The organism is Sulfitobacter sp. (assembly GCF_041552635.1).
GTDB lineage: Bacteria > Pseudomonadota > Alphaproteobacteria > Rhodobacterales > Rhodobacteraceae > Sulfitobacter.
This window is the reverse complement of sequence record NZ_JBFEKM010000101.1, coordinates 1-15,549: the sequence shown is the minus strand read 5'-3', so window position 1 is coordinate 15,549 and position 15,549 is coordinate 1. Positions and strand designations below refer to the sequence as shown.

The window sequence follows — 15,549 nt, the reverse complement described above, 5'->3', positions numbered from 1 at the left end:
GTTGTCACGCGACGGCTTGCCCGCAGGCACGGCATCGCCAACGCCAAACGACGGCATCCGTCGGTCCGAGACGCAGGATAGCACTGGCAACGGTCAAGCGTCGAGTTTCCAGTATAATGCGGCGGATGATACTTTCACCATCGACGGCCTCGCCTTTGATGGGGACAATGTTTATGCGCGCGGCACAAACGTCAGCAGTTTGGGGCCGTATGCTGTTTATGAAGCACCTCAGGTCGTGCCCGATAGCCAAAGTGGCGATCCGATCAACCAGTTCCGTCACCGGGCGATTTATGGCGTGAGCAAGAACCTTGACGCCAATGGCGATCCCGAGACAGAGTTTGCGATCGTGCGGACCGGTGCCTATTCCCCCTACGGTTTTGGCGGTTTCATCTACAAACGTCAGAATGGCGTAACGCTTGAAACGGCGGCCGGTGCGCAAGGTATTTACCGGGGCAAAACCGCTGGTATTCGCGATTTCGACGGTCAAGGTGGGCTTGAGTACACGACCGGAGATCTGGAGGTTCAGATCGATTTCGGCGATTTTAGCCCGACCACAGCCAGCGTTGGCGATGGCGTTGTGGGGACATTGTCTAACCGGCGTATCTTTGACATTGACGGGAATGACGTCACCAATGCGATCCTGACCCAGATCAACACCCAGAATACTGCGTCGATCAGCAGCATTCCAAACGTTCAGTTCGAAGTCGGGCCAGATTCGCTGGATGCCAATGGCGAGATTATTGGCAATCTGAACAGTGGCTTTTCTGACGATGCCGGCAACTACATCGCTTACGAAGCCGGAAACTATTATGCGATCTTGTCCGGCACAAACGGGCAGGAAATCGTCGGCGTGTTGGTGATGGAAAACAGCGCAGAAAAGATAGGCGTAACAGGGCGCGAAACCAGCGGCTTTATCGTTTACCGCGGTCCCGCCCCGGCAACCCCATAAATCTCATGGCGTTGAACGGGCTTACTTTTCTGCATGCGGTGGCCTTGGTCACCGCAACAAGCTATGCGGTCACCGCGACAGCCGAAGTGACCTTGTCCCCCGACCAACTGCGCAATGCGGCTATTCAAACGGTCAACGCGGGCAATCCGGCGCGGGCTCTTGATTTCGCGGATGCGTTGCTGGCGCGGGATGCGGGGGATTTCAAGGCGCAGCTTGTCCGCGCGCGCGCCCTGCGCGATCTGGGCAAAAGCAAGGATGCTGTCGCAGCGGCGCGGGTGGCATGGAAGATGGCCGCCGCCCCGTCCGAAAAATATTCCAGCGCCTTGATGATGGCGCAGACCCTGTCATCGGCGGGGCATAAAACGCGTGCGCAACTCTGGCTGCGCCGTGCAGCAGAGCACGCCCCGAACGCCGCAACCCGCAAGCGGGCCGAACAGCATTTCAACTTTGTGCGCCAACGAAACCCGTTGCGCACGCAGCTTTCCATCACCCTTGCCCCTAACACGAACATCAACAATGGCAGTGCCCGCGAGTCCTCCGAGCTAAATTATGCGATCAGCGAAATCCTGTTCGGCGGCCCTGTGGAATATGCCCTGTCAGGAGAGGCGCAAGCACTTTCCGGGCTGGAATATGGCTTTGGCGTCTCGACGCGCTACCGGATCAAACAGACCCCGACACAAGCCCACGACCTGAACTTTGGCCTGTCCTATCGCAGTTTTTCGCTGTCCAGCAGCGCCAAAGACGCGGCACCTGCGGCGTTGGGCAGTGACTTTGCCTATGGCACCGTCAGCCTTGGCTATGGCTACAACCAGATCAATCTGGACAAAAAAGGCGAATTTCTTGGCGGTTTGGAACTGGGTCAAAGCTGGTATGGCGGCGCGCGCTATGCGTCCTTTTTGCGCGGTGGGATGTCGCAAAGCGTGGCAACAACCGCCCGCCAAAAGTTGCAATTCGCCGTTGATCTGGAAAAACAGATCGGCCAGCGCACTGCGGATGTCGATCGCGCAGAACTGTCCATTGGGCTGACACAATCATTGGCGTCGGGAAATCTGGCGTTTGTTTCGCTTGGGGCGACCGCAACGCGCTCGGACTATACCGAGGCCGAATATAACGAAGTCGAGCTGCGCGGGGCCTATGTGATGCAAGAACCCGTCATGGGGGCAGCCCTGCAATTCGGGCTTGGCGCGGCCATTCGGGATTATGACCGGTCCCGACACAGCGCCGATGGCCGTCAGGACACCCGGATTTTTGCCGACGTCACGGCGACCTTTACCCAGATCGACTATTACGGGTTCAACCCTTCGGCGACATTGCGCGCGTCGACCACGGACAGCAATATCGGGCTGTTCGACGTGAACCGGGTAGGTCTGAGCCTTGGGATCAAATCGGCCTTTTAGGCGGGTTCGGGTCTTTATGGGCAGGTTAGAACCTTTGATGCGCAAGATGCTGGCAACCGCGATCAGCCATGCTAGGTTCTGGCAAAGCATATAAGGAAAGGACACAATAATGCCGATCAAATATCTCCATACGATGGTACGCGTCAAAGATCTGGACAAATCCAAAGCATTCTATGAACTGCTTGGCCTGCAAGAGCGCCGCCGGATCGACAACGAAGGCGGCCGTTTCACGCTGGTTTTCATGTGCCCTCCGGGTCAGGCGGACGGCCATGCCGATGTTGAGCTGACCTATAACTGGGACGGCGACGATGCCCTGCCCGATGACAGCCGCCATTTTGGGCACCTCGCCTATACCGTTGAGAACATTTACGAAACCTGCCAGCTGCTGCAAGACAATGGCATCGTAATCAACCGCCCACCGCGCGACGGTCACATGGCTTTTGTCCGGTCGCCCGACAATGTATCGATCGAATTGCTGCAAGAAGGCGATGCGCTGGCCCCCGTAGAACCTTGGGCAAGCATGGAAAACACTGGCCACTGGTAAAAGCCATGCTCAGGACCGCGTCCCTTGTGATTGGTTTGCTGTCCCTGCCCCTCGCTGCTTCGGCGGCGGGGTGCCGACTGGCGCTGGTTTTGGCGATGGACGTGTCCAGTTCTGTTGATGCCACCGAAGATACGCTGCAGCGCAAAGGCCTTGCCGCTGCGTTGATTTCGGACAGCGTGCGCAAGGCGTTTTTTGCATCCGACCTGCCAGTAGCATTGGCGGTTTATGAATGGTCGGGGCGCTACAATCAGGAGATGGTTCTTGATTGGCTAATGATCGACAGTCAGGCCGCGTTGCTGACCGCAGCCGAAACTGTAGCCGCCAGCACCCGCAGCCACAATGATTTCCCCACGGCGATGGGCTATGCCTTGGGGTATGGGGCCAACCTTTTTGAACGCGCACCGCAATGCTTGTCGAAGAAACTGGATATGGCGGGCGACGGTCAAAACAATGAAGGGTTCGGGCCACAGCTGGCCTATGCGGAATTTCCATTTGATGATGTGACCGTCAACGGGTTGGTTGTGAATGCAGCTGATTTCGAAGCCGAAGTGGGCCTGATTTCGTTCTATCAAGGCGAGGTTCTGCACGGGCCGGGTGCATTCATGGTCATCGCCAACGGGTTCGACGATTATGAGCGCGCCATGAAGATCAAGCTAGAACGCGAAGTGGCCCCCCCCGCGATCGGGGCGCTGCCTCAGCAGGAAAATGCGGGATGATCCGGACGGTGGTCTTTGCCTTAGCGCTTGGCGGAACCGCGCAGGCGGAACCGTGCAGGCAAGCGTTGGCCTTGGGGCTGGATGTGTCGGGGTCCGTCGATGCCCGCGAATACCGCCTGCAGCTTGAGGGCCTGGCCGCCGCATTCGACAATGCCGCGGTGCGCAGTGCGCTGCTGTCCTCTCCCGGTGCGCCGGTGTCGGTGATCGTCTATGAATGGAGCGGCCCGTCAGATCAGGCCGTCATCGCACCTTGGGTGTCGATGCAGGACGCAGCGACCCTTGACGGTTTTATCGAAACATTGCGCCAGACCACGCGCCGTGACGCGTCCCCCGGCACGGCGATTGGCGTCGCGGTGTCGCTGGGGGCATCCTTTCTGGACGGGAAATCAGACTGCTGGAAACGCACTTTGGACATTTCGGGGGATGGTAAATCCAATCTTGGCCCCCGCCCCCGCGATGTCAAAGACGCAATGGCGGCCAAGGGCATCACCGTCAACGCCTTGGTGATCGGGGCGGATAACCCGAGTTCGGGGGACACACGCCAAGCTGAAATCGGAGAGCTGTCATCCTATTTTCGCGCCGAGGTGATCGCGGGACAAGATGCGTTTGTTGAAACCGCATTGGGGTTTGACGACTATGAGGCGGCGATGACACGCAAATTGCTACGCGAGCTTGAGGTATTGGCAGTCTCGGATCTGTCTTTGGATTAAAGCTGTCGAACCTCGCCTGACACACGGATGGAACTGCCCCTCTGTGGTGGAATTTGCGCGTGAATGATTGATCTTGCGCCCATGTCTTCGCCTTGGATCAAGGTGATTTCCCCGCCGTGAGGCCAATCCATATCACGCAGGTAACCGGCAAAAGCAGCCGCTGCGGCACCGGTTGCGGGGTCTTCCAGCACACCGCCCGATGCGAATGCATTGCGGACATGAAAAAGCTGGTCATCTTCGACCCAGACCAATGCGATGGTCACAAGGTTATGCGCCTGCATCAACGCCCGCCCTGCATCCAAGGGATAGGCCATTGCAGCCAGAGCTTGGCGGGTTTTCAGAGCAAGGATCAAATGTGTCGCCCCGGCCTGCGCAAAACTGGGGGCGAGGCGCGGATCAAGATCGTCCCGCGTCAAGCCGAATAGCCCAAGCGCGGCATCGGTCAGGTGCGGTTTCGCAGCTTCGCTTTGTGTTGGCGGCGATTGCAAGGCTGCGTTCATGCCCCCGTTCGTCTTGCCGCCTTCCACTGTGATGTTAGCGTTCTGCAAAATCAGGTTGAAAACGCCGTCCCCTTGCTGCTCGGCAAGTGCGGCCCCAAGGGCAATTGTTGCATGCCCACAAAACGGCACTTCGCTTTCGGGTGAAAAATAGCGGACATGCCATGCGTCACCTTTCGGGCATGCAAAGGCCGTTTCGGAATAGCCCAAATCGGCTGCGATCTTGCGCATGGTTTCGTCAGATGGATAGGCATCCGAGATATATACTCCGGCTGGATTACCACCCGTATTTTCCGATGAAAAAGATGCAAGATGTAAGGGTTGCATGGCGTCATCCTTTTATCGCAATGGCCGCTGCAAATTCGGCATTCGCCCCGTTGATAAAAGTTTGACGCTGTATCTGCGCACCGTCCAGTTAAAAAGTTATCCAGTTCAAAGGCATCCAGTTCAAAACTGCTTCCATGGATAATAATTTCAGCAGTCCACAATCCTGTTTCCAGATCAATAAATATAGCGGATCTGATCTGTCCAATACCGCTCCATACGTTTCAAGGAATGGGTGATATCTTCGATCCCTTCTGGACCCAATACGCCTTTTTGTTCCAACCCGACCGCGTGGCGCGCAAACAGATCTGACACGACACTGCGGATATGGCGCCCCTTTTCGGTCAGCTTTACCCGTACCGATCGGCGGTCGATTTCGCAGCGCTGGTGGTGCATATAGCCCATATCCACCAGCTTTTTCAGGTTGTAGCTGACATTGCTACCTTGATAATAACCACGTGTTTTCAATTCGCCTGCGGTAACTTCGTTATCGCCAATGTTGAAAAGCAGCAGGGCCTGCACCGCGTTGATTTCCAAAGCGCCGACACGTTCGAATTCATCCTTGATGACGTCAAGCAACAGGCGGTGTAGCCGTTCAACCAGACTCAACGCCTCAAGGTAGCCCACCATGAAACCCTTGTGCGAGCCCGGCAGGACGATGGGGTCTTGAACGCTCATAAATATTTCTCCGACAATAACCAATGACCGGAAACTGCGGAAAAAAATAAAATATATCGTTAAACGAAAATAATGCCGGGCTTCTCAGCGCAATTTTTTCGGCCTTTTCGCTAAAGTGGATGCGCTTCAAGATGGGTTTTAATATCACCAATCAGTGTTGCGTATTCGTCCGGCGCAGATTTTTGGCCCGTAACCCATTGATATAAGTCATGATCATTCTCGCTTAGCATCAGATCATACAGCGACAGTGCCGCGTCATCCATCACGGCCAATCGCGTTGCGGCATAAGAAGGTAAAATTAGGTCCATTTCCTTGATCCCGCGCCGCATGGACCGCATGTGCAGCCTTTTGACCTTGTGTTCGTGAAGTTCACTCATCGGATTCTCCTTGAAGGGCCAGTCGCAAACGTTTTTCAAGCCGCCCGAGCTGTTCAGCCCTTTTTAACATATCAGCGCGCAACTCACGTAATTCCGTCAGGACATCAATCGCGGTTTCCGAACTGGATTGCCCCGCATCAGGCGCATCAAGGCCTTCGCCTTCGCCATTGATCAACCACATCATCGACACGCCCAGAATACCCGCCAACATCGACAGACGGTTTGCGCGCGGTTCTGACAGATCGTCCTCCCAGGCGCGTAGGGTCGCATGTTTGACGCCCAGACGCTTGGCCAGCGCGGCCTGTGTCATCTGTGCGTTTTCGCGCGCAGCCGCGACACGGTCGCCGAATGTGGCCACGTCCGGTCCATACCAATCAGTTGTTTCAGTCATTTCATCTCTCCTGTGTGACACCGATGTTGCTTGAACGGTGCGGGGGTGAGCCCTATGAATGTCAGGTACACATATCAAACTGAGGCTGAAATGGAACTGCTGTCCAAAACTCTTGCACGCGTCAAACCGTCCCCCACCATCGCCGTCACCCAAAAAGCGTCCGAGCTTAAGGCAGCAGGGCGCGACGTTATCGGCCTTGGTGCAGGCGAGCCGGATTTTGACACGCCCGTGAATATTCAGGACGCAGGGATTGCTGCCATCAAGGCCGGTAAAACCAAATACACCGCAGTTGATGGCATTCCAGAGCTAAAGCAGGCGATTTGCGATAAATTCAAGCGCGACAACGGGTTAGACTATGTTCTCGCCCAGGTGAGCGTCGGCACGGGCGGCAAGCAGGTGCTGTATAATGCGCTGATGGCCACGCTGAACGCGGGCGAAGAAGTTGTGATTCCCGCCCCCTACTGGGTCAGCTATCCCGACATGGTTTTGTTGGCTGGCGGCGAACCGGTGATTGCCCCAGCAACGCTCGAGAATGATTTCAAGCTGACGCCAGAGGCGCTGGAAGCCGCAATCACACCAAAAACCAAGTGGTTCATTTTCAATTCGCCGTCGAATCCCACCGGTGCCGGTTACAGCTGGGACGAGGTAAAGGCACTGACCGATGTGTTGATGCGTCATCCGCATGTCTGGGTGTTGACCGACGACATGTACGAACACCTTGCCTATGATGATTTTAAATTCTGCACCCCTGCGCAGGTTGAACCGGCCTTGTATGACCGCACCTTGACGATGAACGGTGTGTCCAAGGCCTATGCGATGACCGGCTGGCGAATCGGTTATGCGGCAGGACCCGAAAAGCTGATCGGGGCGATGCGGAAAATTCAGTCGCAATCGACGTCGAACCCCTGCACCATCAGCCAATGGGCAGCGGTCGAGGCATTGAACGGTCCGCAGGATTTCATACCCGAGAACAACAAGACTTTCGCGCGTCGCCGTGATCTGGTCGTGGATATGTTGAACGACATCGACGGGATGATCTGCCCCAAACCCGAAGGCGCGTTTTATGTCTATCCGTCGATCAAGGGGTTGATCGGCAAGACATCGACAGCGGGCACCAAGATCACCGACGACGAGGTGTTCGCGACCGCGCTGCTTGAGGAGACCGGCGTGGCGGTGGTGTTCGGGGCGGCCTTTGGCCTTAGCCCGAACTTCCGGATCAGCTATGCCACCTCGGACGAGGCGCTCAAGGAAGCGTGCACGCGGATACAGAATTTCTGCGCCGGTTTGTCCTAAGGCCGGATAAAATGCGGTTCGGGGTTGCACATGAAGGGGTTGATGCTTTGCCCCGTGCTGCTACACCCTGCGTTGATCAATAACCCCAGGTCCAAGGATCAACCAAATGTCGAGCGCATTGCCAGAATATTACTTCCGCATCCGTGACAACGGGGCGGCGGTGTTCCGCGTTGATTCCGAAAACCGCCAGCGCCGGATCGAGATGGACCAGATCGCCGTTGTGAACATCCGCAACGGAGAGATCAAACCCCAAGGGGATCGGGTATTGTCCGACGCTGACGTGGCCCGGATCAAGGCGTGGATGGAAGAGCGCCATCAGGTGCTTGCCCACCGCGACATCGACGATATCCACCGCGCGGTGGATTACCTGAACCTCACGACACATTGGGTGCAGTCCAAAGCCAGCGATGAACAGCTAGAGGCGGTGACCGATGCGTTGCTTTTGGCGATGCATGACCTGCGCAGCACTTTGGTGCGCAAGAAGGCCGACCGCATGACGTCGGACCAATAGGCGGACTAGGCAGTTCCTGACAGGTTAAGCTTGGTGGTTGCAGGGCCCCAGAACCGCATGTTCAACAGCAACGCCGCCACGCCAAGGCCGATCACAAGGCCCAGCCAGACCCCGATGCCATCCAACCCCAGCACAAACCCCAGCAGATAGGACGCAGGGATTCCGATCACCCAATAGCTGATACCGGCCAAGATCATCGGGACTTTGGTATCTTGTACGCCACGCAACAGGCCAAGGGCGATGGCCTGCGCCCCGTCGACCAGTTGAAATAGGGCTGCCATCGCCAGCAACCCGACCCCCACGGCCAAAATCTGGTCGCGCGCGGGTTCGGATGCCTGCATGAAAATATCGATCAGCGGTTCGGGCCAGACCGTAAACACCACAATGGTCAGCGCAGAAAAGATCAACGACATCCCCATCGACGCAATCGCCCCGCGCGACAGATGCGCAGGGTCACGCCGCCCGTAAGCGTTGCCCGCCCGTATGGTCGCAACATTGCTGATCCCCAGATGCACCATAAAAGTCATCGACGCCAATTGCAGCGCGATCCCGTGCGCAGCCAAAGGCACAGTCCCCAACCAGCCCATCATCACGGCAGAGGCCGCAAACAGCCCGACCTCGCTGAGCCCGGTGAACCCGATGGGCAACCCAAGGCGAAACACCCGTGCCAGCATTTCCCAATCGGGCCGCCACAGTCGCACGAATATCTGGTGCTGCGGCAAGGCCACCAACACATAGACGATCACTGCAATCAACGACACAGAATGCGACGCAAGTGACGCAATCGCAGCCCCGCGCACCCCCAGTTCGGGCGCGCCCCAATTGCCAAAGATGAAAGCGTAATTTGCCAATACGTTGGCGATCCCTGCCAGAATGGTGATCCAGAACACCACCTGCGTGCGCTCAAGCGCGGCAAGATAGCTTTTCAGCACCATCACCAGCAGGGCCGGAACGATCCCCCATCCGGCAATCGCCAGATATTGCCCGACCGTATCCGCCAGCGCCGGGTCCTGGCCCATCAACCCCATCACCGGGCGCGACCAGATGAACAGCGGTAGCACCAGCAGCGCAAAGCCCAGCGACAGCCAAAGCCCCATGCGCGTGGCGCGGCGCAGGCCGATCTCGTCGCCCTCTGCCTCGTAGGCGGCGACCATGGGCATGACGGCCCAGGCAAATCCAGACCCAAAGATCAGCAACACAAAGAAATAGGTGCTGGCAAGGGTCACCGCCGCCAGACCTTCGACGCTGTACCAGCCCACCATCACTGTGTCGGTGACCCCGATAGCCACCTGCCCCAGATGACCGCCAATCAGGGGCAAGCCCATTACGGTGATAGCCCGGGCATGGCCCGCATATGTCATGGAAGATTTCATGTGCCAGTTCTTACGCTGCAAAAAGCGCAAGGGGAAGTGGCGCTATACCCGTTCCAAGTGTGTATCCTTGAAACCACTTTGGTACTTCAACCCATAGCCCAAGGCACGGTCTGCACCAATGTGAATGCCCCAGATCAACCCCAAGGCCATCGCCGTGTCTGACCCCGTCCACAGGCCAACCACCAACACCGCAGCGGCAGTCACATAGCTGTGGGCTAGATTATAGCAGATCGCCCCGGCACGGGGCCCACGGGCATAGCCGGTCATCGCCAGATCAGGGGCCAAAATCAGCACCGCCAACAGCCCCCAACTGTGCCCGCCCATGGCATAAAGCCACAGACCAAGGGCTGCGATGGCGGCCCCCTCGGCGCGCAGAACTCCTCTGATCGGGGAGGTATCTTCAGATCGTGACGACATGGTGTGGCTCCTTTTGCTGGCCTCATGCCTTTGAAGTGCCACGGCCCATGCTTAAAATAAATTGTCCAAATGCGTACACCTAGCTATAATAATTTGATGAGCATCCCGTTTTCCTCTCTTGACCTGATCCCCAGCTTTCATGCGGTCATGACCCATGGCAGCCTGTCTGCTGCGGCGCGCGCCCTGCGGTTGGCGCAGCCCACCGTCAGACGGCACATCGAGGCCCTGGAGGCCGAGCTAGGCGCACAGCTTTTCACGCGGGCGGCGAATGGGCTGTCCCCGACCGAACTGGCGCAAAACCTGCTGCCCGCCGCCGCCGCAGTGCTTGAGGAAGCCGCCGCATTGCACCGGATCGCATCAGCAACCAAGGACGCGGTGGCGGGGGTTGTCAGGATCACCACCAGCCGCGTGGTGGCGGGATATGTCCTGCCCGAGCTGCTGGTGGCGATTGCGAAAACAGCGCCCGATCTGCAGTTCGAAGTTCTGGCGAGCGACAGCACCGAAAACCTGCTGCGGCGGGCGGCAGATATCGGCATCCGTTTTGCACAGCCCACCCAGAATGCGCTGATCGCCAAGCGGCTTGCCGATGTGGAGGTCGGGTTGTTTGCTGCGGCCTCACTGCCCCTGCCCGGCCCGCGAGTTGAAGACATGCCCTTTGTCGCAGATGACCGCGACAACATCATCCTGCCTGCGATGGCAGCGGCGGGCATGGCCGTTCCGAAAACCATCGCATTGCGCAGCGATGATCCTTTGGTACAGCTTGCCCACGTACAAGCGGGGTTGGGCGTCGGCGTCTGTCAGGTCAAGCTGGCCGCGCGCTTGGGGCTGGTGCGCGTCGCACCTGATTTCCGGCATATGATGCCCTGCTGGTTGGTGGTGCACGAAGATCAGGCGCGCATCCGGCGCATTGCCCATGTGTTCGACGCTATCAAGCGCCACCTGCCGCAGCTGATCTAGTCGCGGCGTCACACTTGCGCATATGACTGTCGCCCGTCACACTTGGCGCATCATAGCTTGGGGGATTTTATGCACAATCGTATCGACTTGATCCGCCCCGACGCGCCGGAACTGGCCTTGCGCGGGCCGCACCCCGTGGGCGTGACCACTCATGCGTTCGACGTCGCACCGGGGCGATCTCTGACCACTGAAATCTGGTATCCGGCCCATCAAGATACAGTCGCCGGCACGGTCTATCATACGCTGATCCGCGACGGGGTGACCCCGACCATGCTGCACGGGTCCGCCTGCCGTAATGCACAGCCTGCGCGGGGAAACGTGGCCGGAAATGCCCCGCTGATTGTGATCTCGCACGGGTATCCCGGCAACCGGTTCTTGCTAAGCCATCTGGCCGAAAGCCTTGCGGCCAAGGGGTACGTTGTGGCCGCCCCCGACCATGTGGGCAGCACCTACGATGACCAACAAGCCTTTGATATCACGCTGAACAACCGCCCGCTGGACCAACGCGCGGTGATTGACGGCATGGCGCTTTTGGGCGGCGATCTGGGCGTGCTGGTCGATTGCGACAACGTCGGACTGATCGGCTATTCGATGGGCGGGTACGGCGCGTTGATCTTTGGCGGTGCGGGGCTTGCACCGTCGGCATTGGATCATCCGCGTGCGGGCGACGACGGCAAACTGGCGCAACATCTGGCGGGCTCCGCGCCCCACAACGCCCTGCGCGATCCGCGCCTGAAGGCGATCATGCCCATCGGCCCTTGGGGCAACGGGCAAGGCATTTGGGATGCAGCCGGGTTGGCGCAGATGGACACACCAATGCTGGTGATCGCCGGAACCGCCGATGATGTGTCGAACTATGCCGCCATGCGCAAGGTGTTCGAAGGCACCGCCAGCGACCGCTATTTTCTGAGCTTTGCGAATGCCGGCCACAATGCCGCAGCGCCCGTTCCTGCCCCTGCCGAAAGCTGGGCCATGTCCGATGTGCTGGGATGGCCGCCATTTGATCACTATGCCGATGCGGTGTGGGACACGTTGCGCATGAACAACATCGCCCAGCATTTTGCTGCGGCCTTTATGGGTTTGCATCTGCGCGGCGAAGATTTCTTGCCCTATCTGGACGGTGCTACATGGCCCGGCTTTGGCCCCGGCACCCACGCTGGGCTGACCCTTGACCACCTGCCTGCGCGTTGATCTGTTAATCACAAGGACACCCCTATGACCGACCATTGGACAGAAACCGTCGATCTGAATGGCAAGCCGTTCTTTGTACAGCACTGGGGCAAGCAAGACGCGCCCAAAATACTGATGCTGCATGGTTTTCCGGAGTACTCCGGTGCGTTCGCCGATCTGGCACCGCTGCTGGGGGAACAGTTCCATTGCATCGCGCCGGACCAGCGCGGCTATGGTCAAAGCTGGCGACCGGCAGAGGTTGAGCAGTATAAAACCGCGCTACTGGTGTCGGATATGGCCACGTTGATCGGGGACGAACCGGTGATTTTGTTGGGCCATGACTGGGGCGCGTCGGTCGCCTATGCGCTGGCCATCGGACGGCCTGAGCTGGTGTCAAAACTGATCATTCTCAACGGTGTCCACCCTGCCCCGTTCCAGCGCGAACTGGCCAAGGGCGGGCCACAAACCGATGCCTCGCAATATATCCATTTCCTGCGCCGTGAAGGATCAGAAGACATTTTGGCCGCCAATGACTTCGACAAGCTGATGGGGCTGTTTTCGGCCCATATGGATATGGAATGGCTGCAAGGCGACACGCTGGCGGCCTACAAAGCCGCATGGCGCGACGCGTCCGGCCTGCGCGGCATGGTGAACTGGTACCGCGCATCGCCCCTGAAACTGGGCCAATCCGGCCAAGCAATCGACGATGCACTGGTGTTTGACCCTGCCCGCCTGCAAGTGCGCTGCCCGCATCTGTTGGTCTGGGGGATGGAGGATACAGCCCTGATGCCCGCCTCGACCCAAGGGCTCGAGGAGTATGCCCCCGACCTGACCCGCGTCACAATTCCGGACGCAGATCACTGGTTGATGCATCAAAAGCCCCGCGAAGTTGCCGATGCGATCCTGAACTGGCTGTAGCGCGCTATTTCTTGGACCGCGTGAACACCATCTTTTGCTCGTGCAGGTCCCTAGGCTCTCCGAGCCACGCATAGGCCAACAGCGCCGGTTCGCGGTCACCCACGGTGATGCGGTGCAGATGCTCTGGCGGGTTGAAGATCATTGATCCGGGCACGTAAACGCCCTGATGGTTCTCGGACACGGCACCAGACAGGCACACATAGCTTTCTGTGATGCCCTTGTGGGAATGGGCCGGATAGGTGCAGCCGGGCGCAAACAGGACCACACCCAGAATGATGTCTTCGCTGATCACCGGCCCTTGTGCCCCGGCGATTTCGGCATAGGCATAGCTGCTTGCCAATCCCTTTGGTACTTTTTCATAGCCATATTGCCAGCTTAGATGTTCTGACACAGCGTCCAGCGCCCGCACTGCGGGGGCCAACGCGCCTTGCCGCCCCTCGTCCAGCGCGCGGCGCAGATGGGCCGTCACGGGCTTTGTCGCACGCGGTTGCAGGCGTACTTCGGCGTTGCGCTTGATCAGCCGGGCGATTGCCTCGCGCGCCTTGCGCTGGTGGGTCTTGATCTTGTCACTGCCGCCTGCGGGCAAATAGCGATAAAGTTCGTCACATTCTTGCAGCATATAGCGCCAGTCGGGCGCATCGCGCAGCGTCGTTACGGGCATATCCAAGGGCGGTGTCATATCTGTCATTGCGGCAATCTTTGATCTTGCATTCCACATGCTGATAGCAGGGACCTGCAGAACGAAATCGCCGGTTTGCGACATCATCCACCCTTCCCCCGCCCCCCACGCTCTGGCATAGTGGCACCCTGACAAAAGCAACATACAGGCAGGCCCCATCATGTCCGATCTTCTTTCCGGTGCGCAGCCCAGTGGCAAAGAATATGACGCGTCCTCGATTCAGGTTCTTGAGGATATGGAGCACGTCCGCCTGCGCCCCGGCATGTATATCGGCGGCAAGGACGACCGCGCCCTGCACCACATGGTCGCCGAAATCATCGACAACTCGATGGACGAAGCCGTCGCGGGCCATGCCACCTGGATCGAGCTGGAACTGCACGAGAACGGCCATGTCACCGTGCGCGACAACGGGCGTGGCATCCCGATTGATCCGCACCCCAAGGACCCCAGCAAATCGGCGCTGGAAATCATCTTTTGCACCCTGAACGCGGGCGGCAAATTTTCCGGCGACAGCTATGAGACATCGGGCGACTTGCATGGCGTCGGCTCCTCCGTCGTCAACGCCCTGTCCGACCACCTGCGGGTCGAAGTGGCCCGCAACCGCGAGCTGTTCGCGATGGAGTTTTCGCGTGGCATCCCCCAAGGCAAGCTTGAGAAAATCGGTGCCGCCCCCAACCGGCGCGGCACGGCAGTGACCTTTCACCCCGATGCGGAAATCTTTGGCAATCTGACCCTGAAACCCGCGCGGCTGTTTGCGATGGCGCGGTCCAAGGCGTATCTGTTTTCCGGTGTCGAAATCCGCTGGAAGACAGCACAAAAGGACGGCGATACCCCAGCAGAGGCGACGTTCCATTTTCCGGGCGGTCTGTCCGATTACCTGAACGAAACGCTCAAGGGATCAACCACCTACGCCGAAAGCCCCTTTGGCGGCATGGTCGATTTCAAGGAAAAATTCGGCGTCCCCGGCAAGGTTGAATGGGCAATCAACTGGACGCCTTCGCGCGACGGGTTCATCCAGTCTTATTGTAACACCATCCCCACCCCCGAAGGCGGCACCCACGAGGCAGGTTTCTGGACAGCGATCCTCAAGGGGGTCAAAGCCTACGGCGAATTGGTCGGCAACAAAAAGGCCACCACCATCACCCGCGACGACCTGATAACGGGGGGCTGCGCGCTGGTGTCGTGCTTTATTCGGGAACCGGAATTCGTGGGCCAAACCAAGGACCGCCTTGCGACCGTGGACGCGCAGCGCCTTGTCGAAAATTCGGTGCGCGATCACTTTGACAACTGGCTGGCGTCCGACACCAAATCTGCCGGCGCGATCCTTGATTTCCTTGTCCTGCGCGCCGAAGAACGCCTGCGCCGCCGTCAGGAAAAAGAAACCGCCCGCAAGACCGCCACCAAGAAACTGCGCCTGCCCGGCAAGCTGACGGATTGTACGTCAAAGACCCGCGAAGGCACCGAATTGTTCATCGTGGAGGGGGATTCGGCTGGCGGATCAGGCAAAGGCGCGCGCAACCGTGTGAACCAAGCGCTGTTGCCGCTGAAGGGCAAGATTTTGAACGTGCTGGGCGCGGCCTCGGGCAAGCTGAACACCAACGCCGAGATCAACGATCTGTGCGAAGCGCTTGGCGTCGGGATGGGCAGC

At 58.6% G+C, this 15,549-nt stretch carries 18 protein-coding genes; 11 read left to right on the top strand and 7 right to left on the bottom strand.

Going from position 1 to position 15,549, the window contains the following annotated elements; genetic code table 11:
* The 5 genes from ABYT07_RS12870 to ABYT07_RS12850 form a co-directional block, all read left to right on the top strand.
* Positions 1-949 (top strand): hypothetical protein (locus ABYT07_RS12870; protein WP_372992190.1); only part of this gene is annotated, 949 nt, incomplete at its 5' end.
* 11 nt (positions 950-960) lie between these two features.
* Positions 961-2,346: a surface lipoprotein assembly modifier gene (locus ABYT07_RS12865; protein WP_372992188.1), complete on the top strand. Its 1,386-nt coding sequence runs from the start codon at positions 961-963 to the stop codon at positions 2,344-2,346.
* A 109-nt stretch (positions 2,347-2,455) separates the two neighbouring features.
* Positions 2,456-2,890 carry a VOC family protein gene (locus ABYT07_RS12860; protein WP_372992186.1) on the top strand — a complete coding sequence of 145 codons (435 nt, stop codon included), beginning with the start codon at positions 2,456-2,458 and terminating at the stop codon, positions 2,888-2,890.
* A 5-nt stretch (positions 2,891-2,895) separates the two neighbouring features.
* The gene (locus ABYT07_RS12855; protein ID WP_372992184.1) at positions 2,896-3,606 is read left to right on the top strand and encodes a DUF1194 domain-containing protein; all 711 of its coding nucleotides are present in this window, start codon (positions 2,896-2,898) and stop codon (positions 3,604-3,606) included.
* Positions 3,603-4,316, top strand: a complete 714-nt coding sequence (locus ABYT07_RS12850; RefSeq protein WP_372992183.1) for a DUF1194 domain-containing protein — start codon at positions 3,603-3,605, stop codon at positions 4,314-4,316. The genes ABYT07_RS12855 and ABYT07_RS12850 overlap by 4 nt, the downstream gene beginning before the upstream one ends.
* On the opposite strand, the gene ABYT07_RS12845 is transcribed toward ABYT07_RS12850, so the two are convergent.
* The 4 genes from ABYT07_RS12845 to ABYT07_RS12830 all read right to left on the bottom strand — a co-directional run bounded on the left by ABYT07_RS12845 (position 4,313) and on the right by ABYT07_RS12830 (position 6,583).
* Complete coding sequence (locus ABYT07_RS12845) at positions 4,313-5,140, bottom strand: PhzF family phenazine biosynthesis protein (protein WP_372992182.1); 828 nt, start codon at positions 5,138-5,140, stop codon at positions 4,313-4,315. The two genes, ABYT07_RS12850 and ABYT07_RS12845, sit on opposite strands and share 4 nt — an antisense overlap.
* Before the next feature lie 174 nt (positions 5,141-5,314).
* Positions 5,315-5,815, bottom strand: coding sequence for a MarR family winged helix-turn-helix transcriptional regulator (locus ABYT07_RS12840; protein WP_372992180.1), 501 nt, complete (start codon positions 5,813-5,815; stop codon positions 5,315-5,317).
* Between the two features lie 110 nt (positions 5,816-5,925).
* On the bottom strand, positions 5,926-6,192 hold the full coding sequence (locus tag ABYT07_RS12835) for a succinate dehydrogenase assembly factor 2 (protein ID WP_372992179.1): 267 nt from the start codon (positions 6,190-6,192) through the stop codon (positions 5,926-5,928).
* Positions 6,185-6,583 (bottom strand): multiprotein-bridging factor 1 family protein, encoded by a 399-nt coding sequence (locus tag ABYT07_RS12830; RefSeq protein ID WP_372992178.1) that lies wholly within the window; start codon positions 6,581-6,583, stop codon positions 6,185-6,187. The genes ABYT07_RS12835 and ABYT07_RS12830 overlap by 8 nt, the downstream gene beginning before the upstream one ends.
* A 90-nt stretch (positions 6,584-6,673) precedes the next feature.
* On the opposite strand from ABYT07_RS12830, the gene ABYT07_RS12825 reads away from it, so the two are divergent.
* The gene (locus ABYT07_RS12825; protein WP_372992177.1) at positions 6,674-7,876 is read left to right on the top strand and encodes a pyridoxal phosphate-dependent aminotransferase; all 1,203 of its coding nucleotides are present in this window, start codon (positions 6,674-6,676) and stop codon (positions 7,874-7,876) included.
* A gap of 106 nt (positions 7,877-7,982) precedes the next feature.
* Positions 7,983-8,387 (top strand): hypothetical protein, encoded by a 405-nt coding sequence (locus ABYT07_RS12820; RefSeq protein WP_372992175.1) that lies wholly within the window; start codon positions 7,983-7,985, stop codon positions 8,385-8,387.
* 5 nt (positions 8,388-8,392) lie between these two features.
* Here ABYT07_RS12820 and ABYT07_RS12815 read toward each other — a convergent pair whose 3' ends face one another.
* Entirely contained in the window at positions 8,393-9,760 is a 1,368-nt protein-coding gene (locus ABYT07_RS12815; protein WP_372992173.1) for an MATE family efflux transporter, read from the bottom strand.
* A 42-nt stretch (positions 9,761-9,802) separates the two neighbouring features.
* Complete coding sequence (locus ABYT07_RS12810) at positions 9,803-10,177, bottom strand: DUF4260 domain-containing protein (protein ID WP_372992172.1); 375 nt, start codon at positions 10,175-10,177, stop codon at positions 9,803-9,805.
* Positions 10,178-10,246: 69 nt separating this feature from the next.
* On the opposite strand from ABYT07_RS12810, the gene ABYT07_RS12805 reads away from it, so the two are divergent.
* The 3 genes from ABYT07_RS12805 (at position 10,247) to ABYT07_RS12795 (ending at position 13,222) form a co-directional block, all read left to right on the top strand.
* A complete protein-coding gene (locus tag ABYT07_RS12805) occupies positions 10,247-11,134 on the top strand; it encodes a LysR family transcriptional regulator (RefSeq protein WP_372992171.1) in 888 nt (295 codons plus the stop codon).
* A 69-nt stretch (positions 11,135-11,203) separates the two neighbouring features.
* A complete protein-coding gene (locus ABYT07_RS12800; RefSeq protein ID WP_372992169.1) occupies positions 11,204-12,325 on the top strand; it encodes an alpha/beta hydrolase family protein in 1,122 nt (373 codons plus the stop codon).
* Positions 12,326-12,349: 24 nt separating this feature from the next.
* Positions 12,350-13,222, top strand: coding sequence for an alpha/beta fold hydrolase (locus tag ABYT07_RS12795; protein ID WP_372992167.1), 873 nt, complete (start codon positions 12,350-12,352; stop codon positions 13,220-13,222).
* Between the two features lie 4 nt (positions 13,223-13,226).
* Here the strand turns inward: ABYT07_RS12795 and ABYT07_RS12790 are convergent, their stop codons facing one another.
* A complete protein-coding gene (locus ABYT07_RS12790; RefSeq protein WP_372992165.1) occupies positions 13,227-13,910 on the bottom strand; it encodes a dimethylsulfonioproprionate lyase family protein in 684 nt (227 codons plus the stop codon).
* 151 nt (positions 13,911-14,061) lie between these two features.
* Here ABYT07_RS12790 and ABYT07_RS12785 point away from each other — a divergent pair.
* The coding region (locus ABYT07_RS12785) for an ATP-binding protein (protein WP_372992163.1) at positions 14,062-15,549 on the top strand (1,488 nt) is incomplete at its 3' end.

Coding starts and splice junctions, on each gene's coding strand:
- ABYT07_RS12860 (WP_372992186.1), top strand. CDS start 2,456: ATGCCGATCAAATATCTCCATACGATGGTACGCGTCAAAGATCTGGAC.
- ABYT07_RS12855 (WP_372992184.1), top strand. CDS start 2,896: ATGCTCAGGACCGCGTCCCTTGTGATTGGTTTGCTGTCCCTGCCCCTC.
- ABYT07_RS12850 (WP_372992183.1), top strand. CDS start 3,603: ATGATCCGGACGGTGGTCTTTGCCTTAGCGCTTGGCGGAACCGCGCAG.
- ABYT07_RS12845 (WP_372992182.1), bottom strand. CDS start 5,140: ATGCAACCCTTACATCTTGCATCTTTTTCATCGGAAAATACGGGTGGT.
- ABYT07_RS12840 (WP_372992180.1), bottom strand. CDS start 5,815: ATGAGCGTTCAAGACCCCATCGTCCTGCCGGGCTCGCACAAGGGTTTC.
- ABYT07_RS12835 (WP_372992179.1), bottom strand. CDS start 6,192: ATGAGTGAACTTCACGAACACAAGGTCAAAAGGCTGCACATGCGGTCC.
- ABYT07_RS12830 (WP_372992178.1), bottom strand. CDS start 6,583: ATGACTGAAACAACTGATTGGTATGGACCGGACGTGGCCACATTCGGC.
- ABYT07_RS12825 (WP_372992177.1), top strand. CDS start 6,674: ATGGAACTGCTGTCCAAAACTCTTGCACGCGTCAAACCGTCCCCCACC.
- ABYT07_RS12820 (WP_372992175.1), top strand. CDS start 7,983: ATGTCGAGCGCATTGCCAGAATATTACTTCCGCATCCGTGACAACGGG.
- ABYT07_RS12815 (WP_372992173.1), bottom strand. CDS start 9,760: ATGAAATCTTCCATGACATATGCGGGCCATGCCCGGGCTATCACCGTA.
- ABYT07_RS12810 (WP_372992172.1), bottom strand. CDS start 10,177: ATGTCGTCACGATCTGAAGATACCTCCCCGATCAGAGGAGTTCTGCGC.
- ABYT07_RS12805 (WP_372992171.1), top strand. CDS start 10,247: ATGCGTACACCTAGCTATAATAATTTGATGAGCATCCCGTTTTCCTCT.
- ABYT07_RS12800 (WP_372992169.1), top strand. CDS start 11,204: ATGCACAATCGTATCGACTTGATCCGCCCCGACGCGCCGGAACTGGCC.
- ABYT07_RS12795 (WP_372992167.1), top strand. CDS start 12,350: ATGACCGACCATTGGACAGAAACCGTCGATCTGAATGGCAAGCCGTTC.
- ABYT07_RS12790 (WP_372992165.1), bottom strand. CDS start 13,910: ATGACAGATATGACACCGCCCTTGGATATGCCCGTAACGACGCTGCGC.